Annotated in this window: 25 protein-coding genes and 2 pseudogenes; 18 read left to right on the top strand and 9 right to left on the bottom strand. The window is 38.1% G+C overall.

The annotated features are described in order from the left end of the window. Positions 1-6: 6 nt before the first annotated feature. From BQ5364_RS16260 to BQ5364_RS16250, 3 genes are read left to right on the top strand one after another with little or no spacing between them, the layout of a single operon-like run. Complete coding sequence (locus BQ5364_RS16260; protein WP_014081121.1) at positions 7-1,272, top strand: DUF6070 family protein; 1,266 nt, start codon at positions 7-9, stop codon at positions 1,270-1,272. 59 nt (positions 1,273-1,331) lie between these two features. Next, entirely contained in the window at positions 1,332-1,772 is a 441-nt protein-coding gene (locus tag BQ5364_RS16255; RefSeq protein WP_014081120.1) for a hypothetical protein, read from the top strand. 20 nt (positions 1,773-1,792) lie between these two features. Continuing rightward, positions 1,793-3,301 carry a WD40/YVTN/BNR-like repeat-containing protein gene (locus BQ5364_RS16250; protein WP_014081119.1) on the top strand — a complete coding sequence of 503 codons (1,509 nt, stop codon included), beginning with the start codon at positions 1,793-1,795 and terminating at the stop codon, positions 3,299-3,301. 90 nt (positions 3,302-3,391) lie between these two features. Here BQ5364_RS16250 and BQ5364_RS16245 read toward each other — a convergent pair whose 3' ends face one another. From BQ5364_RS16245 to BQ5364_RS16225, 5 genes are all read right to left on the bottom strand, one after another. Further along, positions 3,392-5,188: a BlaR1 family beta-lactam sensor/signal transducer gene (locus BQ5364_RS16245; protein ID WP_014081118.1), complete on the bottom strand. Its 1,797-nt coding sequence runs from the start codon at positions 5,186-5,188 to the stop codon at positions 3,392-3,394. A 1-nt stretch (position 5,189) separates the two neighbouring features. Beyond that, positions 5,190-5,576: a BlaI/MecI/CopY family transcriptional regulator gene (locus BQ5364_RS16240; protein WP_014081117.1), complete on the bottom strand. Its 387-nt coding sequence runs from the start codon at positions 5,574-5,576 to the stop codon at positions 5,190-5,192. 231 nt (positions 5,577-5,807) lie between these two features. After that, positions 5,808-6,155 (bottom strand): helix-turn-helix domain-containing protein, encoded by a 348-nt coding sequence (locus BQ5364_RS16235; protein ID WP_014081116.1) that lies wholly within the window; start codon positions 6,153-6,155, stop codon positions 5,808-5,810. Between the two features lie 217 nt (positions 6,156-6,372). Next, positions 6,373-7,776, bottom strand: coding sequence for a relaxase/mobilization nuclease domain-containing protein (locus BQ5364_RS16230; RefSeq protein WP_014081115.1), 1,404 nt, complete (start codon positions 7,774-7,776; stop codon positions 6,373-6,375). Next, the gene (locus tag BQ5364_RS16225; protein ID WP_002596375.1) at positions 7,725-8,066 is read right to left on the bottom strand and encodes a MobC family plasmid mobilization relaxosome protein; all 342 of its coding nucleotides are present in this window, start codon (positions 8,064-8,066) and stop codon (positions 7,725-7,727) included. Before BQ5364_RS16225 ends, BQ5364_RS16230 begins: the two co-directional genes overlap by 52 nt. A 386-nt stretch (positions 8,067-8,452) precedes the next feature. Between BQ5364_RS16225 and BQ5364_RS18005 the strand changes: the two genes are divergently transcribed. Next, positions 8,453-8,614 (top strand): hypothetical protein, encoded by a 162-nt coding sequence (locus BQ5364_RS18005; RefSeq protein ID WP_014081113.1) that lies wholly within the window; start codon positions 8,453-8,455, stop codon positions 8,612-8,614. Positions 8,615-8,617: 3 nt separating this feature from the next. Then, on the top strand, positions 8,618-8,947 hold the full coding sequence (locus BQ5364_RS16220; RefSeq protein ID WP_002596376.1) for a helix-turn-helix transcriptional regulator: 330 nt from the start codon (positions 8,618-8,620) through the stop codon (positions 8,945-8,947). A gap of 267 nt (positions 8,948-9,214) precedes the next feature. Here the strand turns inward: BQ5364_RS16220 and BQ5364_RS17850 are convergent, their stop codons facing one another. Next, entirely contained in the window at positions 9,215-9,400 is a 186-nt protein-coding gene (locus BQ5364_RS17850; protein WP_136017837.1) for a hypothetical protein, read from the bottom strand. Between the two features lie 88 nt (positions 9,401-9,488). Here BQ5364_RS17850 and BQ5364_RS16215 point away from each other — a divergent pair, with 88 nt between their 5' ends. From BQ5364_RS16215 to BQ5364_RS16200, 4 genes and pseudogenes are all read left to right on the top strand, one after another. Beyond that, positions 9,489-9,671 carry a DUF6462 family protein gene (locus BQ5364_RS16215; RefSeq protein ID WP_002596377.1) on the top strand — a complete coding sequence of 61 codons (183 nt, stop codon included), beginning with the start codon at positions 9,489-9,491 and terminating at the stop codon, positions 9,669-9,671. A 107-nt stretch (positions 9,672-9,778) separates the two neighbouring features. Continuing rightward, on the top strand, positions 9,779-9,961 hold the full coding sequence (locus BQ5364_RS16210; protein WP_002596378.1) for a hypothetical protein: 183 nt from the start codon (positions 9,779-9,781) through the stop codon (positions 9,959-9,961). Positions 9,962-10,007: 46 nt separating this feature from the next. Then, the gene (locus BQ5364_RS16205) at positions 10,008-11,240 is read left to right on the top strand and encodes a site-specific integrase (RefSeq protein WP_002596379.1); all 1,233 of its coding nucleotides are present in this window, start codon (positions 10,008-10,010) and stop codon (positions 11,238-11,240) included. A 179-nt stretch (positions 11,241-11,419) separates the two neighbouring features. Further along, positions 11,420-11,893, top strand: a pseudogene (locus tag BQ5364_RS16200) (lysine--tRNA ligase); the annotation flags it as partial. 465 nt (positions 11,894-12,358) lie between these two features. On the opposite strand, the gene BQ5364_RS16195 reads toward BQ5364_RS16200, so the two are convergent. Together BQ5364_RS16195 and BQ5364_RS16190 are read right to left on the bottom strand one after the other, a co-directional pair. Beyond that, a complete protein-coding gene (locus BQ5364_RS16195; RefSeq protein WP_071143719.1) occupies positions 12,359-13,510 on the bottom strand; it encodes an IS91 family transposase in 1,152 nt (383 codons plus the stop codon). Beyond that, the gene (locus BQ5364_RS16190; RefSeq protein WP_071143720.1) at positions 13,503-14,354 is read right to left on the bottom strand and encodes a tyrosine-type recombinase/integrase; all 852 of its coding nucleotides are present in this window, start codon (positions 14,352-14,354) and stop codon (positions 13,503-13,505) included. Before BQ5364_RS16190 ends, BQ5364_RS16195 begins: the two co-directional genes overlap by 8 nt. A gap of 290 nt (positions 14,355-14,644) precedes the next feature. On the opposite strand from BQ5364_RS16190, the gene BQ5364_RS16185 reads away from it, so the two are divergent. The 4 genes from BQ5364_RS16185 to BQ5364_RS18115 are packed head-to-tail and all read left to right on the top strand — an operon-like array spanning position 14,645 to position 16,567. Beyond that, positions 14,645-15,247 (top strand): Type 1 glutamine amidotransferase-like domain-containing protein, encoded by a 603-nt coding sequence (locus BQ5364_RS16185; protein ID WP_071144650.1) that lies wholly within the window; start codon positions 14,645-14,647, stop codon positions 15,245-15,247. Positions 15,248-15,301: 54 nt separating this feature from the next. Next, a complete protein-coding gene (locus BQ5364_RS16180) occupies positions 15,302-15,640 on the top strand; it encodes a ClbS/DfsB family four-helix bundle protein (RefSeq protein ID WP_004611711.1) in 339 nt (112 codons plus the stop codon). Continuing rightward, positions 15,549-16,397 (top strand): zinc-ribbon domain-containing protein, encoded by an 849-nt coding sequence (locus tag BQ5364_RS16175; protein ID WP_456297726.1) that lies wholly within the window; start codon positions 15,549-15,551, stop codon positions 16,395-16,397. The genes BQ5364_RS16180 and BQ5364_RS16175 overlap by 92 nt, the downstream gene beginning before the upstream one ends. Next, positions 16,394-16,567 (top strand): hypothetical protein, encoded by a 174-nt coding sequence (locus BQ5364_RS18115; protein ID WP_162841126.1) that lies wholly within the window; start codon positions 16,394-16,396, stop codon positions 16,565-16,567. The genes BQ5364_RS16175 and BQ5364_RS18115 overlap by 4 nt, the downstream gene beginning before the upstream one ends. A gap of 325 nt (positions 16,568-16,892) precedes the next feature. On the opposite strand, the pseudogene BQ5364_RS18875 reads toward BQ5364_RS18115, so the two are convergent. Next, positions 16,893-17,669 (bottom strand): annotated as a pseudogene (locus tag BQ5364_RS18875) (IS91 family transposase); the annotation flags it as partial. 214 nt (positions 17,670-17,883) lie between these two features. Between BQ5364_RS18875 and BQ5364_RS16165 the strand changes: the two are divergent. From BQ5364_RS16165 to xerA, 5 genes are all read left to right on the top strand, one after another. Then, the gene (locus tag BQ5364_RS16165) at positions 17,884-18,054 is read left to right on the top strand and encodes a helix-turn-helix domain-containing protein (RefSeq protein ID WP_004611718.1); all 171 of its coding nucleotides are present in this window, start codon (positions 17,884-17,886) and stop codon (positions 18,052-18,054) included. 22 nt (positions 18,055-18,076) lie between these two features. Then, positions 18,077-21,091 (top strand): type I restriction endonuclease subunit R, encoded by a 3,015-nt coding sequence (locus tag BQ5364_RS16160; protein WP_071144784.1) that lies wholly within the window; start codon positions 18,077-18,079, stop codon positions 21,089-21,091. Then, on the top strand, positions 21,091-22,728 hold the full coding sequence (locus BQ5364_RS16155) for an HsdM family class I SAM-dependent methyltransferase (RefSeq protein ID WP_004611721.1): 1,638 nt from the start codon (positions 21,091-21,093) through the stop codon (positions 22,726-22,728). The genes BQ5364_RS16160 and BQ5364_RS16155 overlap by 1 nt, the downstream gene beginning before the upstream one ends. Continuing rightward, the gene (locus tag BQ5364_RS16150) at positions 22,721-23,950 is read left to right on the top strand and encodes a restriction endonuclease subunit S (protein WP_071144649.1); all 1,230 of its coding nucleotides are present in this window, start codon (positions 22,721-22,723) and stop codon (positions 23,948-23,950) included. The genes BQ5364_RS16155 and BQ5364_RS16150 overlap by 8 nt, the downstream gene beginning before the upstream one ends. A 105-nt stretch (positions 23,951-24,055) precedes the next feature. Then, the gene (gene xerA / locus BQ5364_RS16145) at positions 24,056-25,042 is read left to right on the top strand and encodes a site-specific tyrosine recombinase/integron integrase (protein WP_071144648.1); all 987 of its coding nucleotides are present in this window, start codon (positions 24,056-24,058) and stop codon (positions 25,040-25,042) included. Positions 25,043-25,045: the final 3 nt, after the last annotated feature.

Below are 25,045 nucleotides of genomic sequence, written 5' to 3'. Positions count from 1 at the left end.
GATATTATGGCATTAAAGAAAAAAAGCATTTTGCTGATTATGGCATTTCTGATTGGATGCTTCGTATGTGCCTGTGGAAAAGAAGATAGTATTGTGGATGAATCTCTTGTGGAAGATACGGAAGATGTATCTTCCACGGAGGAGATAAAAAGTGCCGAGGAAGAGGCTGCAGAACAATGGGAAAAGGGCTACGACCTTCCGTTAGATGAACAGGAAAGGGAAGAAGCTGAGACTGACTGTAAAAAGCAGATGGAACTTTATCTTGACATTTATGAAACTGCAGATAAAGGGATAGCATCTAATGTTGCTTTGGATGATCAAACAGTTTTGGAAATGCAGAGGAAGCTAAAGGATGCAGGATGTCCGGTTACAACAATGGTAACATATTCTAACATGGAGAATTATGAAAGTGTTGACAGTTTTCTGAAAGAATGTATGGAAGGGAAAAGTGGTTCTGCAGTAATTTATGAAGTCCACAACGATGGTGGATTGGGCAGAATGAAATTCATTTTTGATGGAACAGATATGTATGTTGTAAGTGCAAAAGGAATCTGGAATGCTGATAATAAGCCGGGGATTTCATACATTTCCTATACAAGACTAAAAGAGTGGAAATATACAGATAAGGGATGGTTCTGCTACGAGTTGTGTGTGCCGGAGCCACCGGAGGTCAGTGAAATTGTGGATGGAAGCAGCGTGATTAGAATAAAACCTATGACAGAGGAACAGCGAGAGATGTCTGAGCGCCTCGTCTTGGGACTTGGATATCAGGGACAGAACCTTTTGTGTTCCAACTGGAATACGGAAAATATGAGTGAATTGGATTATAACGGAATGTTTGAATATCTGTATGGAATGAAATATGGAGAAAAGTTCAATTCCGAAGATTATCCAAATGGTATTCCAAAAGAAGAATTCGAAAGTCTGATTATGGAATATCTTCCGATAACAGCGGAGCAGATACGAGAGTACGCAGTATTTGACGAGGAAAACCACACATATGATTGGGCTCGATTAGGATGTGGAAATTATGCACCTACTTTCTTTGGAACTTCTTTGCCAGAGGTCACGGATATCAAAGAAAATGATGATGAGACAGTCACGTTAACGGTGGAGGCGGTTTGTGATATGGTTATTTGCGATGATGCAGTCATAACCCATGAACTTACGGTAAGGTTTGCAGAGGATGGCAGTTTTCAGTATTTGGGGAATAAAATCCTAAATGACGGAATTATGCAGATACCCGATTATCAATACCGAATTAAAGAATGATTTGATAATAGTTGTGTTTTGTGGTAATCTTACAGATGTAAGAAAAGGAAGGAGGACACATGAAGAAATTAAAACTAGTTGGAATATTGGCAGCAGTTGTATTAATAGGCGGTGTGATTTCAATTCCGCTTATAAATAACCACACTGCTTATAAAGTGGAAAAGAAATTATGTGAAACACCACTGCCAGAGAAAACGGAATTGATAGAGTCAATATCACGGGCAGGGAAGCTGACAGGTAACGGAAATGGAATGCAGTATTTCGGAGCAATTCTAATTCGAAGTGACTTGTCTTTGGAAGAATTGGATGCTTACTATTCAAGGTACAGAAGTAATGAGTGGGAATGTTTGGTGAAAATTCAGGAAGGGCAGTCCATTGAGGGGATTGATCACGGGACACTACAATTTGCGGAAGAAATAAAGGACAGGGGTTATTACATTGTATATTCTTGGGGAAGTGAAAATTCTCTATTGGATGAATTGGATATACGTGGACACTAAAAACGAGATGGAGACAAATTATGAAGAAAATTTCTAATATATGTGGTTTTATTGGAATTGCTATATATGCGGTGCTGATGATTCGCATTTCAAATCTATGTCAATACGGTGGGACGAAAGTGGACTTGATTCCAATATTGATTTTGGGTGTTGTTCTTATAGCAACAATCATTTTTGGAATTGTTAGCAGTAGAAAAGAAGAAAAAATTGAAAAAGGTAAACTGTTCTGGGGAAAATGTATTGTAGTTGTTGCCCTGACCATTTTGTTTGGAGGCAGGATTATTTATTCGGCAATCCCTTATAATGGTGCATTGTCATGGAAGATTGACGAATGGCGTAACCAAAAGAAAATTGAACTTACTCATACCAACTTCTTTGAGACAGGTGTAGAAGGAATCTTGGAAGACATTGAGACAGAGTTGGATTTACCGGATGAACTTTATGTTCAAAATAAGTTCCAGCTTTCCTTTGACAAAGATGGTGAAATTCAGAGTATTTATACTTATATGTATGGAAGATATGAAAATGGAGACGAAAATACATTCCTTATTGACTATGATGTGGATGCAGATTCAAAAATGACTGTGTGTATTAATGGAGTTGCGAGCAAATCTTACGATGATGACATGAGATTACAGCCGATGCTTGAAATTTTGAAAAACGCTGATTACAAAACAAGAGTAAATAACTGGGCTGTGGAAGGATATGCAGACGATTATGAAATTCTCTATTATGGCAAGCGGGAATTTAACACAATGGAAGGATTTGTATATCTTCAAGGTGATGTGGATGGTGACGGAGTGGACAACACAGACAATGCCATTTATTCGGAACTGAATGGTGGAGCTGTTTATGGATATGAAGTCTCGCTTCATATTCCAAGTGAATCTGAGGTGACTCCGGTACGTTATTTTATGGAACCGGAAGTGATTCCGTTAGAAACTATCATCGACAGGGAGGAAGAGCAGACTATTGATGATGCTAAAGAAACAGAATCCTGGTATGTAGATAATTCCAACGGTTCTGTATATTACTGGTTGTCTGAGAATAAAGAAATTGGATGGAGATTAGTAGTTACTGATGCGGCAGCAGGAAGCCGTTATTATGAATTGGAAAAGTCATCAGATGGTGGTGAAACATGGAATGTGATAAATGCCAATCCGTTTAACAACAAGATTGGCGTGGCACTGGGAATAGAATTTTACGATGAAAATCTTGGTGTGATTGGTATGACAGGCGCTTCACAGGATGCCTCAACTTTATATGTGACATCAGATGGCGGAGTTACTTTTACACAGATGGAATTTCCAATGGAAGAGGTTACGGAACTGCCGGATATTGCTGATGAACTAGGATACACAATCGCAGATTATGATTACGCAGAGATGCCACAAGTATCCGATGGACAATGGACTGTAATCATCAAGGCAGAATACAGCAGTTACGGAGGCTTGAGATTTACATCTAACGACAATGGAAAGACATGGATGTATGAGGGATTAAGTACAGGCGAAGGTGATTTACAATAAGAAATAAAAGATACGAATAGTGTTAAAACACAAAAAATCGGGTAAAAGATTGTACGACTGACTATGACCTTTACCCGATTTTATTATGTTTTATTTCCAGATATTCATGTCTGACAAGATAGACATGGTTATTTCAGTTGCGTTGCCTCCGGTAGCATCGCTGTCTGCACTAATGTTGGTGGCAAAAAAGTATGTATTATCTGCAGTTTCGATATAACCGATGAACCATCCGTTTACATCCTGTCCATTAACACGGCCAGTTCCGGTTTTTCCGTAGAATGTTCCGGCATCGGAAGCTGAAAGGCAGATGGCATCTTTTACTGCATTGATATTTTCAGGGGCGAAGCCGAAACTGTTATTCTGCAGCTTGGTTAAAAGTTCGACCTGTTCTATTGGAGAGATTTCCAAGGAGGATTCCATCCAATAAGAGGAGAAATCGCCACTCATGTTTTCGTTACCATATCCGATTTCTTGAACATAGCTGTAAACGTCAGAGGTTCCAAGCTGTTCGTCTACTGCTTGAAAATACCAATTCACAGAGGAGTTCATTGCAGACTGTAAGGTCTGATCTGCGTTCCATGCTTCAAATGGATAGGTTTCTCCATTCCATGCAATGAACGAATTTTCTGGTGTAATGACGCCTTCTTCCAATCCGAACAAAGCATCGTATATCTTGTAGGTGGAGTTTGGAGCAACCCGTAAGGTGGCATGCTCCATGTCATGTATACTCCATGCATCGTTTTCCAAATCGTATAAAACAAAGCTGCCTTCGTATTCTCTGAAGTATGTGGAGAGGTCTACATAGGAAATATTCTCAGAAGAGGAATCCCATTGGTAGTGGCTTCCATCTGCTGCGTATGTAGAAATAAAAGGTGCGAATCCAAGGAGAAGGACAGCAGTCAACATGAATGCAGTCATACCTTTTACTCTTTTTATAAATGTCGGCTTCTCATAAGATGCAATGTTGATAATTCTCCGTTTCATCTGCTTCATGTTTCCACCAAGACCGGCGGCAAACGGAAATGGAGTAAGTGAAATCTTTTCCGCAAAATTGATCAGTGTATTACCATAATCTGCATAATCATCCTCCTCAAGCATCTTTAAAACAGAGGTGTCACAGGCAACCTCTCTGTCATTACGCATTTCTTTCAGAGCATACCAGACAAGAGGATTGAACCAATATATTACTCCGGCAAAGTTCATTAGATAGTTGGCAATAGCATCTTTGTGCTTATAGTGCTGTAGCTCGTGTAACAGCATGTATCGCATGTCCGATTCGTTATAATCTGAGATGAGATGAATCGGCAGATAAATACAAGGTTTCAAAAGCCCCACAATAATCGGAGATTTCAAAAATGCAGTACTGTAAACATGGATATTTCTGTTAATTCCCATTTCTTTCATACATCGATGATATAGTTTTCGGACTTCCGGGTTCTGAAGGGGAAGTGCAGATTTTTTCAAGTTCTGTAAGCGGATAGAGGACTTGATTACCAATATAATCATTGCAAGGATGCCTACAAGCCATATTCCAAATAGTATGTATCCGATGCTGGATGGAGTCTCACTATTTACCGAAAGGGCAAAGTCATTCATCCAGTCTGCATTTCCGGCTGGATTGATCCCAACAGCTTCTCCTATGGCGGTTCTGGTGCCAGAAGTAGGAGAACTTTTCAGGCTACTGAGCCACGAGAGGATTTGCGGAAACCCAATTAAACGGAACGGTATAAAAGGAACTACCAACAATCCAAGTAGCAGGAACCATAGATTATACTGCATCCGGCTGGATAGGTTGACTTTGAATATCCGCTTGGCTATCAAAAGAATTCCGATGATACCGCTGATAAATACATTGCATATTAAAAAGCGTATCATAAAATCAGCCATGTTAATTACCTCCTTTTTTTGACCTCTTGGAAAGAAGAGAGCGGAGAGTGTCTATTTCCGTTTCGGACAGTCTGTCATTTTCTATATATGCAGACAGCATGGCAGTGATGTCTCCATCGTAGTATCGTTCTAGAAAAGAGTTACTTTCCTGACCGATGTATTCACTTTCTTTCACAACTGGAGTGTAAACAAACACCCGACTTTGTTTTTCATAAGTCAGAACGCCCTTGTTCACTAGACGTTTAATTAGAGTTTGTATTGTTTTTGGACTCCAGTTCGTAGTCTGTAATAATTTATCAGTTATTTCATTGGTGCTGATCGGCGCATGTTTCCATACGATTTTCATAACTTCAAATTCAGCTTCAGAAATCTGTGGTAAATCGCTCATTTCAAATCCCTCCTTAAATCTTACGGCTGTAATAAAAATATTATAGATGTTATTTGTGTAGTTGTCAATTTAAGAGAAAATAGATTGACTTGAAATCTTACTTATGTAATAATTCAAATATTACATAAGTAAGAATTTAAAAAAGGAGTGGAATCAGGATGATTGAAATTGTAAATAAAGTGCTTTGAAAATAAGAAAACCAATAGAGTCACAAGGAGTCTATTGGCATTCTTACAGAGTTGGATGGTCTTGCTTGTGCAGCAGATCAAGCAGATAACGAACCATAGGCAATAAATCCGCAGCCTCCTGTTCCGTGCAGTCATTCAGCAGGGTCAGGAGTTTTTGGAGATTTGGCTGTTGGTTTGCGTTGGCTGGGTAGAAAATCTTATCGGCGGGTATCTTCAGATATGTAATCAAAGGATACAGCTTATCATATTTGGGGTTACCACGTCCGGCTTCAATATTTAGTATGGTGCGGGTATCCATATTAAGAGTTTCAGCCAGCTTTTCTTGTGAAAGTCCGAGTTCGGTACGGGCTTCACGCACTGCAATGGCAAGAATTTGTTTTATGTCATGCATTATAATTCACCTCGATAGTAGTTTACAATACCTATTAAAACGAGTGAATTGCAATAGAATACAGTGTAGATATGGAGTGTAATACATGGATGTAAAGTATGTGAAAATACATAGAAAAAGAATAGTGAAAAGTTTTGAGATAGCAGCATATTACACACTAAGGTGTATCGCAAAGAAGTATAAAACTTCAACGCGATACACCTTTTTTGTGGGGAAATCAGAGCGTTGTAAAGTCTTTTTCCGGTTTGCGGTTTGTGGTCTGTTCCTGTCCCGGAGTCCGGTCAAGATACTGGTTCAGATTATCCAGTTTTCGGTTGAGAGCCTGTATGTCTTTTTCAGCAGATTTATAGGTTTTCTGCAAGGCTTCTTTCTTGGCATACAGAGCATTGTAATCATTACGAAACTTATCAATATCAAAATGTTTTAAGCTGATTCCAAAGCGTTTCAGCATATTTTCTGCACCGTCATGGAGCAGGAGTTCTGTTTCATGGTGGCGGAGATAAGCGTCAGGGTCTTTCGATTTCCGGTAACGGATGTGATAGATATGATTGCTCTGATATTGTTCAGCGTATTTCAATATCTGTCCTAAATCCTTTAGCTGACGTTCTGTTTCCACAAGACTGTTCCGTGCGGTTTTTGCAAGAACAGACTTACTTTCAATCTGTTTTTCAAGCTCGATGATAGAACCTGCTTTACTGTAACTGCTGGCAGCGATTTTGAGATTTTCAATCGCTGCCCAATGCTGCAGACCGGGGCTTTGCGTGAACTTTTCTTCCGAGGTGTCAATGAGCGTTCGGGAAGAATAATCCTTGATAAGAGGTTTTTTTCGGGCAGGGAATGGGACACGTTTTTGTGTCTGTGCTAAAGCCTTTGTTTCTACCCGTTCCTTAATCCGTTCTTTGGTGTATTCTGCACCCAAAGACTTTAAGCTGCCACGGACAAAATGCTCCCGGTCAAGGGGGCGGAAGGAAATGTACTTTAAGGCGTTTTCTCCAATGGTTTCGCCTTTGATTTCATAACCTTTTGCCCGTATCAGCTCCATGCACTGTTCATATGTATCAGCGTTTTGAATTGCTTCATCAATGTCCTGCTTGAGCTTGATTTTCCACGAGGTGCCATTTCTGCCGGATGTCCATTCTTTATAACTTTTACCACGCTGGTTTGTGGGAGAAATGACGGATAACTGATGCTTGGAACACAGCTCATCATTCAGGCGGCGAATGTGGTAGTAGGTCTGTTTACAGTCATGATATTTTTCGTGATTCACATTATCTGCGGCACAGAAAATGATGTGGTTGTGAACGTGACCTTTATCAATATGAGTGGAAACGATATAAGAAAATTTCCCCTCTAACAGCTTGTCGGCAAGCTCCACACCGATCTGATGTGCTTCCTTATAAGATACCTCTCCCGGAGCGAAAGCCTGTATCAGATGAAAGGCTTTGTTGGGGTCTGCCTGATTTGTTTTTGACAGAGCAAATTTGAAGTCAAAGGCAGCGGTTTCAGGACTGCATCCGAAGGAAGAAATGAGACTACTTTCATCTGTTTTTTGGGAATTACAGATATAGTTTACTGCCTTATGGACGGTTGCCTGGATAGCATGGATTTTTGTGATTGCCATACCTGTTTCATCAGCTCCTTTACTTCGTTTACATCGGCTTTATAGACATTGCCAGTAGCATTCATCCGCTTGGCAATCTGGTTCAGATTATTGCCGATACGGGCGAGCGTGGTGTTGTATTCCCGCAGGTGTTCGTAGTTTACATCGTAGACATAGCCATACAAAATCAGATGCCGAATAAATGCGGATTTGCTCTTCATGCCGGAGGCTTTCCATTTCTGATCTAAGATGTATTGCTCGTCATCGCTGAGATAGATTTTAAGTTCATTTTGTCTTTCTCGGTTTGCCATTGCAGTATCAGTCCTTTCCTTATTTGTATAAAAGATTTTCAAATATGCCGTAGCCGGCGGTTGTTTTTTGCTTTTAGGGGGACAGGGGGATATGCCCCATGCAAGCCAATTTCTGCAAGTTTTCACTTGGTAGAAATTTGCGGAAATGGTGCCTGTGAGGGAACACAGGCAGTGCTTGCTATTCTTCTGCAAATTACCCGTAGGGAATTTGCGTGTTGCGTGAGTATAGGCGAGCGGTTTGCAACACAGTAGGGCGTTACCGCCCTTGTTATGGATAGCGTTGATAATTCGACTTTGCAGTTGGGCAGAAGCAATAAAAAAACTGCCACGGTTCATAAGGGCATTGATTGCCCGTAAAAACTCCATAGCAGTTTGTGTGACTTTTTATGATTTTTGATTCTATCCATAATGATTTTATCAATGGGAAAGGGGAAAGTCAATGGCTGGAGAGAGATAAAAGATTTACAGAGAAATTTAGGGGAATAAGCAAAGATACTGCATATTCTGCATTTAAAATTAGAATTGGAAAACCAGAAGAGAGGGGGTGAAGCATGAATACCGTACATCGTAGAACGGAAATAATCAATATTCTTATTATCAGACGACATACAACAGCGAATGAATTGGCACAGGAATTTGGCGTTTCCATTCGCACGATACAGTATGATATTCAGGCTTTAACTCCGGTTTATCCGATTTATACAAAACAGGGAGAGAACGGAGGAATTTTTATAAGAGAGGATTACAAGCCTTATGCCAATTCGCTGACACCTATGGAAGTAGCTGCCTTGCATGAATTATATGATTGGACGGAGGGCATACATAAAAAAGTTTTATTTCAAGTCCTAAGAAAATATGGACCGGATAAATTACAACTTTGATCTTGTCATTCTGATAAAGCACATAATTTTTACAGAACCGTTCATAGCAGACGGAAGTGTGCTTATGTGCTTTTTAGGCTGACAATTTCAGCTTTGATTTTATCCAAAATGCAGACGATGTCTGCGATTGTACCTTGACAATTTCATAAACCAATGCGTACAGGACGTGTGGAATATGTGGAGCCGCTTTGAGGATACGCCATAAGACACCTGCTTTTGCCTTTGGCAGAGGTGGATACGAAGGAATATTGAAAGCAGATATTGAAGTTAAGGTGTGGAGCGAGAAATATCCGGCATAAATGTGTAGCAGTTACACGGAGGCGTTGATACATATTTTTGATAATGATACTTCCGGCTTAGTCCGGTCAGATAAGATGACGGTGCGATACCGATGTGGGTAGTGTAATGAGCTGCTACCTGTACGGATTTTTTAATATCTTCCAATAAAAGCATATTTGTTTGTTAAGTATGTTTTTATTGGCAGATATGCCATAACCATAGCAAGAGAAAAAGAACACACTTTGAAAAGGTAGGTGGAAGAATGCAGGCAAAAGTGAACACAAAAAATTTTATAAGGTATGACGAGGGTGCGGAGAGGTATTCTATGAGTAAACACAGCTTTATGAAATTGGCACAGGATGCTCGTGCTGTTTATAAAATTAACCGTATCACATTGGTAAACGTGAAGATTTTTGAGGAGTATTTGGAATCTTTTCGGGCGTAGACATGATAAGAAAGAGGAAAACGAATTATTGTATATCAAAAAGTATTTGACTTTTTGATATACAAGTAGTAAAATGAAGTCAGGTTATGAAAGGCAGGTGTTGACGGATGGCAAGAATGGGTAGACCTAAGTTAGAAAATCCGAGAAGTGAAGGTGTATTCATCCGTCTTACAAAAGATGAGCATACAGATATAACAGAGTATGCCAGCTCTCATGATCTGACCATAACACAGACGCTTGTTCAAGGATTTAGAAAGCTGCAAGAGCAGGATAATACCGAGAATGAGTAATGGCATTTGTGACCTCTTTCTTATATTGAGAGGAAGGTGGTACATAATGTCAATGTCGAGAAAAGATTCAAAAGGCAGAGTATTAAGGAAAGGCGAAAGTCAGAGGAAAAACGACGGAAGGTATATCTACCAGTACACCGATTCGACAGGTAAAAGGCGGGTCGTTTATTCAAATGACCTGTTGGAGTTAAGGGAAAAGGAAAAAGAACTTGTTCGCAATCAGTTGGACGGTCTTGAAAGCTATTGCAGTGGAAAGACAACTTTGAACTATGCATTTGACAGGTATATTTCAACGAAGTATGATTTGAAAGAACACACACGGGTAAATTATAAGTATATGTATAACCGTTTTGTCAGAGATACTTTTGGAAAAAGAATCATCAATGATATAAAGTATTCTGATGTGAAATTCTTTTATTGTTCGTTGATGAACATATTGGGGTTACAGGCGAATACATTGGATAATATTCATACGATTCTGCACCCAACCTTTCAGATGGCAGTTAGGGACAATGTGATACGCAATAATCCGGCAAGCGGTGTAATGGCAGAAATCAAAAAGGCGAATGGAAAGAATAAGGGCATAAGACACGCACTTACATTGGAACAGCAGAGAGCATTTTTGAACTATGTATCGAACAGTCCTGTGTATTGCCATTGGTTGCCACTGTTTACAGCACTTTTTGGAACGGGATGTCGCATAGGAGAAATGATAGGGCTGCGTTGGGAAGATTTGGATTATGAGAATAAAACCATTAGTATAAACCATGCGGCTATCTATCGAGTAATGGAGAATGGAAAGAGTGAATTTCATATTTCTTCGCCAAAGACAGAAGCCGGGATTCGTACTATTCCGATGATGCAGGCTGTAGAACAGGCATTTAAGGATGAATACGAAGCACAGAAAGAAACCGGTTTTAATGTGCAAGTGGTTGATGGTATGAGTGGGTTTATCTTTTGCAATAAAGACGGAATTATCCATAAACCCAGCGTAATCAACAGTGCAATCAAAAGAATTTACGAAGCCTACAATGCCGAAGAAATTATTAAGGCAAAACGGGAGAGCAGACGCCCGGTATTGATTCCTCATTTTTCGTGTCATCATATCCGACACACATTTTGCACCAGATTTTGTGAAAATGAAAGAAATCTGAAAGTGATTCAAAGTATTATGGGTCATGCAAATATTGAAACAACGATGGATATTTATGCGGAAGCAACAGATGTGAAGAAAAAGGAAGCAATTAAAGCTCTGGAAAATAATAGTGATATATTTTAGGAAGAAGTCCTTGCAAGGGGACGATTTCCAAGACAAACCTGACATCAAAAAAGTCAGAATACATCAAAATGACATTAGTTTGTTGGATTTTGGTGGACAAATATGGACTGGCGATATATAATGAAAATCGTGTAAAAAAGCGTTTATCAACTTATTTGGACTGTGGTGGATTAGCTTCGGTTATATTCCCGACAATGAAGACCCTCGGTGGTGTAAAATCCGAAAATGGTGTAAAGGATAAAGAAGTTTCTACACCAAATTCAGAGCCTGAAAAGATTGATTTCTCTAAGGTAAAGATTGAGCCTTTGTTTGAAGAAGATGTTGATTTTGATACATTCTCAAAGTCTGATTTCAGAGCAGTTAAGGTTAAAGAATGCGTTGCTGTACCGAAGTCAAAGAAACTCCTTCAGTTCACTCTTGATGACGGAACAGGCACAGATAGAACCATTTTAAGCGGTATTCACGCATATTACGAGCCGGAAGAACTTGTTGGTAAGACACTTATCGCAATCACAAATCTTCCTCCAAGAGCAATGATGGGCATTGACTCTTGTGGTATGCTTCTCAGTGCAGTACACGAAGAAGAAGGCGAAGAAAAGCTTCATCTCCTTATGGTAGATGACCATATTCCGGCAGGTGCAAAGCTCTATTAAGAAGTACCGTTTTACCTTACAAAACGGGATGTACTTCATTTGCGAAAAAGCTCTGAAAATACACAAATACACCAAATTTACACCAAATGGTGCTTGAAACGGTGCAGAGCCTTAAAAATCGCATATTTTAAAGATATATGGGCAGTTCCATTGCGGAATTGCCCATTTTCAGAAAGAAAAAGATAAATTCTTTAGGTTAGAATCGATGATGGGGTAAACGAAAAAGCAGTTTTGGCATTCCAGTGAACTGCCCCTTCGTTTACACCATTTTCGATTTGACCTAATTGAACAAAGTGAGCGTCCGGGTAGCTACTACCTATGGACTTTCAATCTTTTGTTCTTACCCATGATTATACAGGAGTTCCTGTGCAGAAGCTACAGAAATCAAGTGTTTTCAGATAAATTAGGTACGACAACAAAACCTCAAGCTTTGAGGCTTTAGAAAATGTATGAAAGAATAAGATTTTAACATCTTTGTGGTATTCGAAGCTGTGGTTTTCCAAGATGCCCACCACAGGATTTACACACACAAATATTTATTTCATAAAGCTGTTTTAATATTTCCGGCATCTCCTTACCTCGAAGCTTCGAGAGATACTTTTGGCATCCAAGGAGATTCCGGCATAAAGTAAGCTTCTTGTGTTTGCTACGGGAACAAAGAAGTCCGTAATGCCGAATCCTGACAAAACGTTTTGGCGGTACATGCATCAGAAACCGTCGTATAAATTCAACACCGGAAAGGGTCAGTTCTTTCCATTGTCCTTTGTTCCGGTAATCTTTTACAGAAAAAGTAACGTTTTCATCGTCCATACAGATGATGCGGTGATTGCTGATGGCAATCCTATGGGTATACTTTCCAAGGTAGTCAATCACAGACTGTGCGCCGTTAAAAGTTTTCTTACAATAAGGAATCCATTCCGCATCATAACAGAAATCAATCAGTTCTTTGAACACATAATGGTTACTGTATTTTTCGGCAGTTCCATGAAACTTAAGTTGATTCGTATTCCAGAGATTTTTCAACTCATCCATATATTTTCCACGAAAGACTTTGGAGATAGCCCATATAGGAAGAAAAAACTCAGTACCGTTGTCTTTCCATTCGTTTTTGGATGTCAGACCACCGCCGAGCAGTATTGTATGGATATGGGGATGAAAGTTCATTTCAGATCCCCATGTATGCAGGATGCAGATATAGCCGACAGCAGCACCAAGGTGCTTTGGGTCAGCAGTCAGTTCACTGATTGTAGCAGAAGCTGCATGATACAGGGTGTCATATAACAGTTTCTGATTATTGTAAATGATTGGATTCAGAATGTCAGGAACTGTAAATACCAAGTGGAAGTAGGGTGCATCAAGCACATCCTCTTTGCGGGCATCCATCCACATTTCCTTTGGAACAGCCTGACACATGGGACAACAACGGTTGCGGCAGGAATTATAGTGAATCTGAACAGCACCACAGTCTTCACATACACTGACGTTTGCACCATAGGCTCCGGTTTTGCAGTTCAAGATGTTCCGGGCAACTTTTGCCTGTTCCGGAGAAGGAGAATACTTTTCAAGGTATGCCGAATAAAAACACCGGAAAATATCCTGAACGGTGGGCTTATTCATAATCAGCACCTTCTTTCCTGTCAAAGGGACTTTGGATTCCCATGAGGGATTTGTTGCTGACATGAAGATAAACTTCCGTGGATTTTGGGTCACGGTGTCCAAGCAGTGCCTGAATATTCTGCCGTTCTACTCCCTGCTCCATCAGATGAGTTGCAAAGCTATGACGGAGACAGTGTGGAGTTGCTTTCTTTGGAAGTTCAGCATCGGATACTGCCCGTCGCATCACTTGCTCCAGTGTACTGACTGTCAGGTAATTACCAGTAAATTTATTAGGAAACAGGATCCCACGGGGACGTCCTTTCTCAAACCAGTATTGTGTAAGGATATCCAGACACCGTTTAGAAAGAATTGTATAGCGATCCATCCTGTTCTTCGTATCCCGGACATGGATCTGCATATTTGAACGGGAAATATCATCATAATGAAGGTGGAGCACTTCAGAAACCCGCATCCCGGAAGAATACATCGTTGCAAACATGGCTCTATATTTGATATCATCAACAGCTTCTAATAGACGGTCTATTTCATCAACAGTCAGTACGGTCGGAAGCTTGTGTTCCAGAATCATACGTGGAACTGTGATATCATCCCAAAGGATATGCAGGACATTCCGATAGAAAAAACGGATAGCCGAATTATAAAGGTTCAGAGTTGTGGCTCTTAGTCCTTCCTCTTTTTTGGCAAGCAAAAAATTTCTGACATCCTGGCAGGTAAGTTCTTCAGGGGGCTTCGCTTGATATTTCAGAAAGTAAGAAACATAGTTTTTATAGCAGTTGATGGAACGCTCTTTGAGGTTACGGATTTTTCCGGCTTCCTCAAGCTGTTCTAAATATTTTTCATACATAATAAAATCCTCCATGTAAAATCAGTAGTAATCAAAACACTGCTTTACACGGAGGTGCATTTGGGTCATAAAACCGCTTGCCAACCAAGCGGAAGGGTGGTATTCTTTTCATAGGCAGTGGGAAGGTCGATCCTGTTTGATTGTTATTTTGTGGTGATTTAACAATACTACTTTTAGGACTTGCTTTCCACTGTTTTTTATTATAGAAAACAGAAAATCGCTATGCCACAGCCTTGGCAGGCCATCGCGCAGCGATTTTGTTCAATCGGAATTTATAAAGGAGAATATTGATGAAACTATTTTTATGTTCGCACTTTTCAAGTGTAGGAAGTCTGATAAAAGAAGAAATTGAAAATAAGAAAGTCGCATTTATTCCAACAGCTTCGTTGCGTGAAGGCTACACCGGTTATGTCGGCTCGGCTCGAAAATTATTCAAAAAGTTGGGAGCAATCGTAACTGAAATTGATATTTCAACGGAGGCTTATTCAACGATACAGTCTGTTTTTGAAGATGCAGATGTGATATATTTTACCGGCGGAAATTCTTTCTTTCTTATGGACCAACTTCGTAAAACAAGAACTGATGGGTTGCTGAAAAAGGAATTGGTAAATGGAAAATTGATGATCGGCGAGTCGGCAGGCGCAATTATATGCGCTCCAAGCATCCAATATATCGAGCAAATGGATGAAAAGCCGGAGGACTACTCACAAGAAGATGATGCAGGGCTTGATTTGATTGATTTCTATGTTCTTCCGCATTATCTTACAGCACCATTTAAGAAAGTTACCGAGAAAATAATGACTGAGTTTTCGGATTTGAATCTATGCCCTATTAACAACCATCAGGGAATTGTAATTGATGGTGAAGGTTCAAGGGTTATTTGCAAAGACTAATTTGAAAAATCCTTTTTTTGAAACTGGAAAATCGGAAGCTGAGGAGATAGACTATTGAGAACATATGAGAATAAAGACGAGCTTAAAAACGAGATAAATAAAAGCTTTGCAAAGTATATTTCAGAATTTAATGATATTCCGGAGCATTTAAAAGATAAGAGAATTGATGAGGTCGATCGAACTCCGGCAGAAAATCTTGCTTATCAGGTTGGCTGGACAACTCTTGTTATTAAATGGGAATCAGACGAAAGAAAGGGTATTCCTGTCAATACTCCTTCGGATAATTTTAAGTGGAATCAGCTTGGCGAATTATATCAATGGTTTACAGATACATATGCTCAGCTGTCACTGCAAGAATTGCAGTGGATATATATTTATAAAAGGAAAGAATGACCTAAAAAGTACACACCCACAGATAGCCAAAGAATGGTCAGAGAAAAACTATCCTCTGCAACCGGATGAAGTCAATGCAAAGTCGAGGAAAAATGTATGGTGGCATTGCAGGAAATGCGGTAACGAGTGGAAGTCGGTTATCAATGCTCGTGTGAAAGGAACGGTCTGCCCTGTTTGTGCAGAGCGAGAGGTACTTGCCGGATACAATGATTTGGCTACGACGGATAAGCAGCTTCTGACAGAATGGGATTATGAATTAAATAAGTTGAAGCCGACGGAAGTTTCAAGAAATTCAGCAAAGAGAGCATGGTGGCAATGCAGATACGGTCATTCTTGGAGTATGAAGATAAACGAGCGTACTGTTCTCGGAAAAGGGTGCAGAATATGTGAGCAGGAGTATCTGTCGTTGTTCCCGGCTCTTGTAATCAGTTATTATGCCAATTTGAAAGGATTGAAAGTTGAACTTGGCTCTGATAGGTTATTCGGCATTCCACTTGATGTATATATTCCACTGGAGCAGGTTGCCATTCAAGTGAATACGGACTCGGAGAAGATAGATGTTTTGAAAGACCATCTTTGTAAGCAACGGGAAATCAAACTCATTAAGCTACCGATGAAGCCAAACGAAGCGGAAACCGATTATGCACAGCGTATCAAAGCAGCATTTCAGAGCGTACATATATTTATATCTTCCGACACACAAGAAGATGTCAGGATAATAAGGAAAACATTTGAGAACTGGAGGAGTAGCCGATGATAGAAAAGAAATATCATATTTATCTAACCGATGATGAGCAAAGCAGAGTGATACAGTCGCTTATCAATCTGAAAAATAACCTCATAGTACAAGGAAGATACACCGACGCAGTAGATGAAGTTCTTCTGAAAGTGCTGTCCGCAAAGAAAAAGAAACTGAAAATCAAATAATTTCAAGCATTTATGCCGTCTGTTTTTTTAACCGAAACAGGCGGCTTTTTTTGTTGTCAAAAATTTTTTGAAATTTTTTCGGAAAAGCAGCGATTTTGGGTGTCCAAAATGAAGCCTTTTGTGCAATGAGTGAAGGGGTTAATTCCTGATGATGAAAACGGAAGCCTTTTCACTTGTTCTTTGACAACTGAATACATAGGTCGTTAAGACTTTAATTCTGATGATAGCCACTTTAGTAGGTACGCCGAAACTTCTGAAAATTTCAGAACAGCGAGAACTCCTGCTATGAGTATCGGATTGCAACCGATATGGCGATGACGGTCAGAAAGATAATGATATCCCCATCATAGTTGTCGATTCTGGATGTAGCAATGACAGGACGGCCAAGATAACGCCCGATGTATTTGATAACGTTCTTAGGGTCACAAAGATTCGGTTTTGCATAAACGTAGAATCCTTGTTTATGTTCACGGTAACATCTGGATTTCACATTTTTAAACGAAGGACCAATGATCGTCTCCATTTCATTCAGTAGAGCAGTACGGAAGGCGTTGCGAAGAAAGTTGTAGTTAAAATATTTGACATGGCGCCAGAAAGCATCATCGCTAAATCCCCCTTCTGAGATGAGACAGTGAATATGAGGGTTCCATTTGAGGTCTCTGCCGAAAGTGTGTAAAACCATGATAAAGCCGGGGGTAAAGTTTTTGGATTTATTCATTTGAAAAAACATACGAGAGATGACACTGTTCACAGCGTGAAAAAGACAGTTGAGCAGAGACCGGTCATTGAGAAAGAAGTCCCTGAGATTTTTATCAATGGTAAAAACGCAATGTCGATGATTCACATTCACGAGTTTAAAAGACATACTGGTAGTGCGTTCCATGGCATATTTATTGCCGCAGGTAGGACAAAAACGACTGTGGCAACGGAAAGGGACAAATTTCCAATTTTTACAATGTGTGCAGATATACATGGCGCCACCATAGGAAGGATCACCACAGTTAATTACTTTTTCGATGTTTTCCATTACAACAGGTCTTGGTTTTAAATCGTATTCAATTATTTCATAATAATCTCTGAGCATCTTCTGTATCACATTCATGAGATTATTATGAAACAAAGTAGGAGAGAAAGCAAGCCCTTACCCCTCAAGATTGAGGGGCGGGGGAGCTGAGATGCCGTAGGCATTTTTTTATGAAAATATTAGAAAATAATAACAAAACAAACAACCTAGAAGAAAACTTAATTGTGGTTGAAACTATTCCGATAAAAGAATATACTTATAATAGGCTTGTTGTATCGTTTAGAGGAAAATTATGGATTATATAACAACGATCGAAATGTCAAAAATATGGGGAATTTCATCTAGAAGAATTTCTCTTTTATGTAGCCAGGGAAGAGTGCCTGGAGCAGAGAAAAAGGGAAAGACTTGGCTAATACCAAAAGATGCGGTAAAGCCAACAGACCCTCGAAGGAAAAATAGATGACGTATTGGAGGTTATAATGCTTATGGGAAGGCCAGAAGATTCCAGAGTGAAGATTCCAGCGCTTGTACACTTTACAAGACTTGGATATACCTATATGTCAATTAAAGATAAGGAATGTAACGTTGACTATGATGGTGATACCAACATTTTTTATAGTCAATTTTTGTCAGCAGTTAATCGAATCAATCAGACCGAATTAACACTAGAAGACGCAAAAAAAATAATTGGTGAACTCAAGATTAAATTAGACAATGATGATTTGGGAAAATCCTTTTTTAAGATATTGCAATCCGGTATTGATGGAATTAAGTTGATTGATTTTTCTGATATAACAGGAACAAAGAATGATTATACAGTTGTAACTGAGTTACCATATGAAAATGGAGATGATAATTTTCGCCCGGATATTGTTGTATTAATTAATGGTATGCCTTTGTCATTTATAGAGGTTAAACGACAGAATAATCGAGAGGGCATATTGACAGAAAGAAGCCGGATGGAGAGAAGATTTGGCAATAAGATTTATCGTCGATTTGTAGGAATTACACAGTTTACAGTATTTTCTAATAATAATGAATATGATGACTCTGATATCGAACCGATTCAAGGAGCTTTTTATGCTTCAAGTAGTTATAAGAGAATGTTTTTTAGCAAATTCCGTGAGCAAAGAGAAGATGAATTAAAGGCAGATATGCAGTCAATTGTTACGGAAACGGAAGAGTTTGTTTTAAGCGATAATAATCTGATTGCTATAAAAGGGACACCAGAGTATGTATCTTCTTTATCGGAGAAATCGCCCACAAATCGAATAATTACATCTTTATATACGAAAGAGAGACTGCTGTTTTTACTGAAGTATGGTATCTGTTATAAAACAACAACTAACAAAGATGGAATTACGGAGATAGAGAAGCATATAATGAGATACCCGCAATTGTTTGCAACGTTGGCAATTCGGGATAAGTTGAGAGAAGGAGTCAGAAAAGGTGTAATTTGGCATACGCAGGGGAGTGGGAAAACTGCACTTGCTTATTCAAATGTACAGTTTTTAACTGATTATTTCAGCAAAGAAGAAGGGAAAATTGCAAAATTCTATTTTATTGTAGATCGTTTAGATTTAGCTGAGCAGGCAAAAAATGAATTTGAAGCCAGAGGACTTAAAGTAAAACTGATAAAAGACAAGGAAGCGTTTATTACAGATATTACGAATCCAGGAGAATCAAATACTAGTGGCAAAGTTACAATGACTGTCATCAATATTCAAAAATTTTCCAAGGAATCTGTAACAAAGCCATCAGATTACAATGTGGATGTGCAGAGAGTGTACTTTTTAGATGAGGCACATCGGAGTTATAATCCAACAGGCTCATTTTTAGCCAACCTGATGGCATCAGACCGTGATGCAGTACAGATAGCACTTACGGGAACACCGCTCATAGGAGATGGATACAATACAAAAGATGTATTTGGAAATTATATTCATAAATACTATTATAATCAGTCGATTGCAGATGGATATACATTGAAGTTGATTCGTGAAGAGATAGAAACAACTTACAAAAACCAGTTGAATGCTACGTTGGATCAAATAGTAAGACAAGGAAGTATTGCTAAGAAAAATTTATATGCACATCCTAAATTTGTAGAAAAAATGGTTGATTATATTATTCAGGATTTTGAAGAGGGAAGGACTGCTTTAGATTCTTCTATTGGGGCAATGATTGTATGTGATTCTTCAGAACAGGCTAGAGAGGTGGATAGACAGTTAAAACGCTTTTCTGCTTATACACATGCATTGGTGCTTCATGATGAAGGTACAAAACAAGATAGAAAAAATGACCAGGAGGAGTTTAAAAAAGGAAATATAGATATTCTTGTAGTTTACAATATGCTTTTAACAGGGTTTGATGCACCACGATTAAAAAAGCAGTATTTAGCGAGAATGATAAAAGCTCATAATCTACTTCAGACGTTGACAAGAGTAAATCGTCCGTATAAAGGTTATCATTACGGATATGTTGTTGATTTTGCAAATATTAAAGATGAATTTGATAAGACCAATAAGGCATACTTTGATGAATTGCAATCAGAACTTGGAGATGAAGTACAGAATTATAGCAATATATTTAAAAGTAAAGAAGATATTGAAAAAGACTTGAAAGATGTAAAGAATCAACTTTTCTTATATGATACAAGTAATGTGGTTAGTTTTATCAATCAAATTAGTGAGATTGATGATAAGAAGCAGTTATTGAATTTACGTCAGGCACTTGAAAATTATAAGGCAATGTATAATTTGATTCGACTGTATGGCTATGAGGACTTGTATACACATTTTAATGTTGAGAATGCCATTAAATGCTTAAATGAGGTTAATAACCGAATCAGCATCATAAACTTAAAAAACAGTATTGATTCATCTGAAGATATGTCGCAGATACTTAACATGGCATTGGATCAGATTGATTTTCAATTCCGAAAAATAAAGGAAGAAGAACTAATCATAGCTGATGCATTCCGTGACACTTTGGAGAAAACACGAAGAGAAATTGTAGATAGATGTCTTGATCCAAAAGATCCAGAGTATATATCACTTTTGGATGAATTAAAACGAGTATTCAAGAAGAAAAACATTGAAGAATTGACAGCGGATGAAATGAAACAGATGATGGGGAATCTGAATGCTTTAAAAAAGAAGGCAGAAAAGAGGAATCTTGCAGACAGAATGCTTGCAGCAAAGTATTCAGGTGATGTTAAGTACATGAGAACACATAAGCGAATTATGAATAGTCCACCACCTATCACAGACGCAGTAACAATACATAGGATTTTAATGACAGTTAAGTCTAAGGCAGATGACCAGATTGCTCATAATGAAAACATACTCGATAATGAGGAGTATTTTATAAAATCCTTACAACCAATTATCTTGAGAGCGTGTATGGGAGAAAAGGTAAAATTAGATAAACCGCAGCTTATGTTTATAGATAACTGTCTGTCAAAAGAATATATATTAGAAAGGGATTGGGTATCCTGATGACTACTGAAACGATAATAGCAAATACAAAACAGATGATTGATGATTTAAAGACTGTATGTGCCAATTTTGGACTGGGCAATGCAAGCAGTGAATATAAGATTATTACAGAGATTTTTCTGTATAAATTTTTAAATGACAAGTTTCTTTATGAGGTACAGCAAGCAGAAGAGTCATTAAAAGATTCCGATAACGTGGAACAGGCTTTAAACGATATGTCAGAAGATGATTATGAAATGCTTATGATGCTTTTGCCACCAGCAACAGCAAAACTTAAAAAGGAACATTTTATATCATGTCTGTTCAATCATAAAAACGATGACAAATTTAATGAACTATTTGATTCAACTTTATGGGATATTTCCAATACTAACCTGGATGTTTTTTCCGTAAGTACTGGATCAGGGGATAAGATTCGATTATTTGATGAACATTTATCACAAAATGTTACGGAATCAAATCGCAGATCGGATTTTTGTAAAGCAATGATTGATAAATTGGTGACATTTAGCTTTGCAGATGCGTTTTCGCAAAAGTATGATTTTTTTGCAACCATTTTTGAATATTTAATCAAAGATTATAATAAAGATTTTGGTAAATACGCAGAGTATTATACTCCACATTCTATCGCAAGTATTATTGCAAGAATCATGGTTCCGGAAGGAACACAGAATGTAACGGTTTATGATCCAGCTGCAGGTTCTGGAACGCTGGTTCTTGCTCTTGCACATGAAATCGGTGAGAGTAATTGTACAATTTATACACAAGATATTTCGCAGAAGTCTAATGAATTTTTGAGATTGAATCTAATTTTAAATAATCTTGTACATTCACTTGGACATGTGGTACATGGGGATACACTTCTTTCCCCGCAACATTTGAATCGTCAGAAAAATGGATTGATGAAATTTGATTATATTGTCAGCAATCCACCATTTAATGTAGATTTTTCTGATAACAGAGATACTCTTGCAGGTGATATTTATAAGGAAAGATTCTGGGCAGGAGTGCCAAATATTCCTAATAAGAAAAAAGATAGCATGGCTATTTATCAAATGTTTTTGCAGCATATTATTTTCTCAATGAAAGAGAATGGATGTAAAGCTGCAGTTGTAGTACCAACCGGTTTTTTAACAGCAGGTACTGGAATCCCTAAAAAAATAAGGGAACGTATTGTAAAGGAAAGAATGCTTCGAGGTGTTGTTTCGATGCCAAGTAATATCTTCGCAACAACTGGAACAAACGTATCAGTTGTCTTTTTGGACAATACTAAAAAGTACGAGCAGGCAATTTTGATGGATGCATCTAAGCTTGGAACAAAGGTTAAGATTGATGGAAAAAATCAGAGGACAGTGCTTTCACCTGAAGAAATCGAGGACATTATCCATACCTTTAATAACTTTGAATCAAAAGATGATTTTTCTGTAGTCGTTGATTATGAGAAGATTGAGCAGAAAAAGTGTTCATTTAGTGCTGGGCAATATTTTGAAGTAAAGATTGAGTACGTGGAACTGACTCAGGAAGAATTTAAAGCGAAAATGGATGAATATACGGAAAAACTAACAGAATTATTTGCTGAAGGAAATGTGTTGCAAGCGGAGATCATGGAACAATTGAAGAAGGTGAAATATGAGTAAGATTACTAAATATGCTTTATCTGATTTATATGATATGAGTTCGGGACTCTCATCCAAGAAAGAACAAGCTGGACATGGAGCACCTTTTGTTTCTTTTGGGACGGTTTTTAATAATTATTTTTTACCGGAAGAATTACCGGATTTGATGGATACAAATGAAAAAGAGCAGCAGACATACTCTATAAAAGCAGGAGACGTACTTATTACCAGAACAAGTGAAACGATAGATGAATTGGCTATGAGTTGTGTGGCAGTAAAAGATTATCCAAAAGCAACGTATAGTGGTTTTACAAAACGTCTTCGACCTAAAAGAGAAGGAATAGCATATCCCAAATATATGGCATTTTATTTTAGAAGTGCTTTGTTTCGAAAAGCTGTAACCTATAATGCGTTCATGACTTTAAGAGCAAGCTTTAATGAGGATATTTTTACATTTTTGGATGTATACTTACCGGATTATGACGAACAGGTAAGAATTGGAGATATGCTTTATAATATTGAATGTAAAATTCGGAAGAATAAAGAGATAAATGATTATTTAGAAGAGATGGCAAAGACCATCTATAACTATTGGTTTATACAGTTTGATTTTCCAGATGAAAATGGGAAGCCGTATAAATCCTCTGGTGGAAAAATGTCATTTTGTAATGAATTAAATCGAGAAATCCCTCAAAATTGGAACTATACTTCTATTGGAAATATTACAATCTGCCTTGATTCTGAACGAATTCCGCTTTCTAATCAACAGCGAGAAGGAATGAAAGGTTCAATTCCTTATTATGGTGCCACGGGCATAATGGATTATGTGAATCGCCCCATTTTTTCTGGAAATTTTGTTCTTCTCGCTGAAGATGGTTCGGTAATGGATGATAATGGTAATCCAATATTACAAAGAGTATCTGGCGATGTTTGGATCAATAATCATACACATGTTTTACAGCCCGTGAAAGGTTATTCTTGCCGATTGCTATATTTATTACTAAAAGATATTCCTGTTTCAATAATAAAAACCGGTTCAATTCAAATGAAGATTAATCAAGCAAACCTAAACAATTACAATATTTTGAGTATTCCAGATGCAATTCGTACACAATTTATTAATTGTGTTGAACCACTAGATACCAAAATCATGCAAATCCAGCAGGAAAACAATAATCTAATTCAGTTTCGTGATTGGCTTCTACCAATGTTAATGAATGGTCAAGCTACCATCGAAGATTGATATGATAAATAATCATTTACAACAGAAATATTACTCTTGAAAGTGGCGAGAGCAAATCATAGAACTCCACTTCATTGTGGTTCTCACATAATAAAGGAGAAACACATGAAAGAAAAAATAATAACGGAAATTATTAATGAGATGCTTCCAGCACTTAATAATGGACAATTAAAAAAATTGAAAGATGTATTAGAGGTAAATCTATATAATGTTGCCATTGTGACTAGAAAAGACGAAGAGAATGAACCGGAAACGCAAGATTATTTGGAGATATTTTTATCTGCGAAGAGAATAGAGGGATGTTCAGAGAAGACTTTAACATATTACAGAAATACCATTCATCAAATGATGGAAAGTGTCGGAAAAACGGTATGCACAATTGAAACAGAAGATCTTCGAACATATCTATCGAGATACCAGGCTGAAAAGGAATCGAGTAAGGTGACGATTGATAATATTAGAAGAATATTTTCAAGTTTCTTTGCATGGTTAGAAGATGAGGATTATATTATAAAAAGCCCTGTACGCAGAATACATAGAATTAAGTCTGCTAGCGTGATTAAGGAGACATATACAGATGAACAATTGGAGACAATGAGAGATAATTGTGATAATCTTAGAGATTTGGCTTTAATTGATATACTTGCTTCAACAGGAATGCGAGTAGGAGAGCTTGTTTTACTGAACAGAGATGACATTTCATTTGAGGAAAGAGAGTGTGTAGTGTTTGGTAAAGGCGATAAAGAACGAATGGTGTATTTTGATGCACGAACGAAGTTGCATTTACAGAATTATCTTGACTCCAGGACAGACAATGAGAATGCCTTATTCGTATCACTAAAAGCACCATATAAGCGAATGAAAATAGGTGGCATTGAGGTACGCCTTCGTGAAATGGGAAAGAGGTTGAATATAGAAAAAGTACATCCTCATAAGTTTAGAAGAACATTAGCAACTGTAGCTATAGACAAAGGAATGCCTATAGAACAATTACAGAAATTGTTAGGACATCAACGGATAGACACAACATTGCAATATGCCATGGTTAAACAGAGCAACGTGAAAATTGCTCATAGAAAATATATTGGATAGGAG

Source organism: Coprococcus phoceensis (assembly GCF_900104635.1).
In the GTDB taxonomy this organism is placed as follows: Bacteria; Bacillota; Clostridia; order Lachnospirales; family Lachnospiraceae; genus Faecalimonas; species Faecalimonas phoceensis.
The sequence above is the reverse complement of the archived record's forward strand: the minus strand, read 5'-3'. Positions and strand labels throughout refer to the sequence as shown.

Bases quoted from the DNA above. Each gene is read 5' to 3' on its own strand.
- BQ5364_RS16260 (WP_014081121.1), top strand. From the start codon at position 7: ATGGCATTAAAGAAAAAAAGCATTTTGCTGATTATGGCATTTCTGATT.
- BQ5364_RS16255 (WP_014081120.1), top strand. From the start codon at position 1,332: ATGAAGAAATTAAAACTAGTTGGAATATTGGCAGCAGTTGTATTAATA.
- BQ5364_RS16250 (WP_014081119.1), top strand. From the start codon at position 1,793: ATGAAGAAAATTTCTAATATATGTGGTTTTATTGGAATTGCTATATAT.
- BQ5364_RS16245 (WP_014081118.1), bottom strand. From the start codon at position 5,188: ATGGCTGATTTTATGATACGCTTTTTAATATGCAATGTATTTATCAGC.
- BQ5364_RS16240 (WP_014081117.1), bottom strand. From the start codon at position 5,576: ATGAGCGATTTACCACAGATTTCTGAAGCTGAATTTGAAGTTATGAAA.
- BQ5364_RS16235 (WP_014081116.1), bottom strand. From the start codon at position 6,155: ATGCATGACATAAAACAAATTCTTGCCATTGCAGTGCGTGAAGCCCGT.
- BQ5364_RS16230 (WP_014081115.1), bottom strand. From the start codon at position 7,776: ATGGCAATCACAAAAATCCATGCTATCCAGGCAACCGTCCATAAGGCA.
- BQ5364_RS16225 (WP_002596375.1), bottom strand. From the start codon at position 8,066: ATGGCAAACCGAGAAAGACAAAATGAACTTAAAATCTATCTCAGCGAT.
- BQ5364_RS18005 (WP_014081113.1), top strand. From the start codon at position 8,453: ATGATTTTTGATTCTATCCATAATGATTTTATCAATGGGAAAGGGGAA.
- BQ5364_RS16220 (WP_002596376.1), top strand. From the start codon at position 8,618: ATGAATACCGTACATCGTAGAACGGAAATAATCAATATTCTTATTATC.
- BQ5364_RS17850 (WP_136017837.1), bottom strand. From the start codon at position 9,400: ATGCTTTTATTGGAAGATATTAAAAAATCCGTACAGGTAGCAGCTCAT.
- BQ5364_RS16215 (WP_002596377.1), top strand. From the start codon at position 9,489: ATGCAGGCAAAAGTGAACACAAAAAATTTTATAAGGTATGACGAGGGT.
- BQ5364_RS16210 (WP_002596378.1), top strand. From the start codon at position 9,779: ATGGCAAGAATGGGTAGACCTAAGTTAGAAAATCCGAGAAGTGAAGGT.
- BQ5364_RS16205 (WP_002596379.1), top strand. From the start codon at position 10,008: ATGTCAATGTCGAGAAAAGATTCAAAAGGCAGAGTATTAAGGAAAGGC.
- BQ5364_RS16195 (WP_071143719.1), bottom strand. From the start codon at position 13,510: ATGAATAAGCCCACCGTTCAGGATATTTTCCGGTGTTTTTATTCGGCA.
- BQ5364_RS16190 (WP_071143720.1), bottom strand. From the start codon at position 14,354: ATGTATGAAAAATATTTAGAACAGCTTGAGGAAGCCGGAAAAATCCGT.
- BQ5364_RS16185 (WP_071144650.1), top strand. From the start codon at position 14,645: ATGAAACTATTTTTATGTTCGCACTTTTCAAGTGTAGGAAGTCTGATA.
- BQ5364_RS18115 (WP_162841126.1), top strand. From the start codon at position 16,394: ATGATAGAAAAGAAATATCATATTTATCTAACCGATGATGAGCAAAGC.
- BQ5364_RS16165 (WP_004611718.1), top strand. From the start codon at position 17,884: ATGGATTATATAACAACGATCGAAATGTCAAAAATATGGGGAATTTCA.
- BQ5364_RS16160 (WP_071144784.1), top strand. From the start codon at position 18,077: ATGGGAAGGCCAGAAGATTCCAGAGTGAAGATTCCAGCGCTTGTACAC.
- BQ5364_RS16155 (WP_004611721.1), top strand. From the start codon at position 21,091: ATGACTACTGAAACGATAATAGCAAATACAAAACAGATGATTGATGAT.
- BQ5364_RS16150 (WP_071144649.1), top strand. From the start codon at position 22,721: ATGAGTAAGATTACTAAATATGCTTTATCTGATTTATATGATATGAGT.
- xerA (WP_071144648.1), top strand. From the start codon at position 24,056: ATGAAAGAAAAAATAATAACGGAAATTATTAATGAGATGCTTCCAGCA.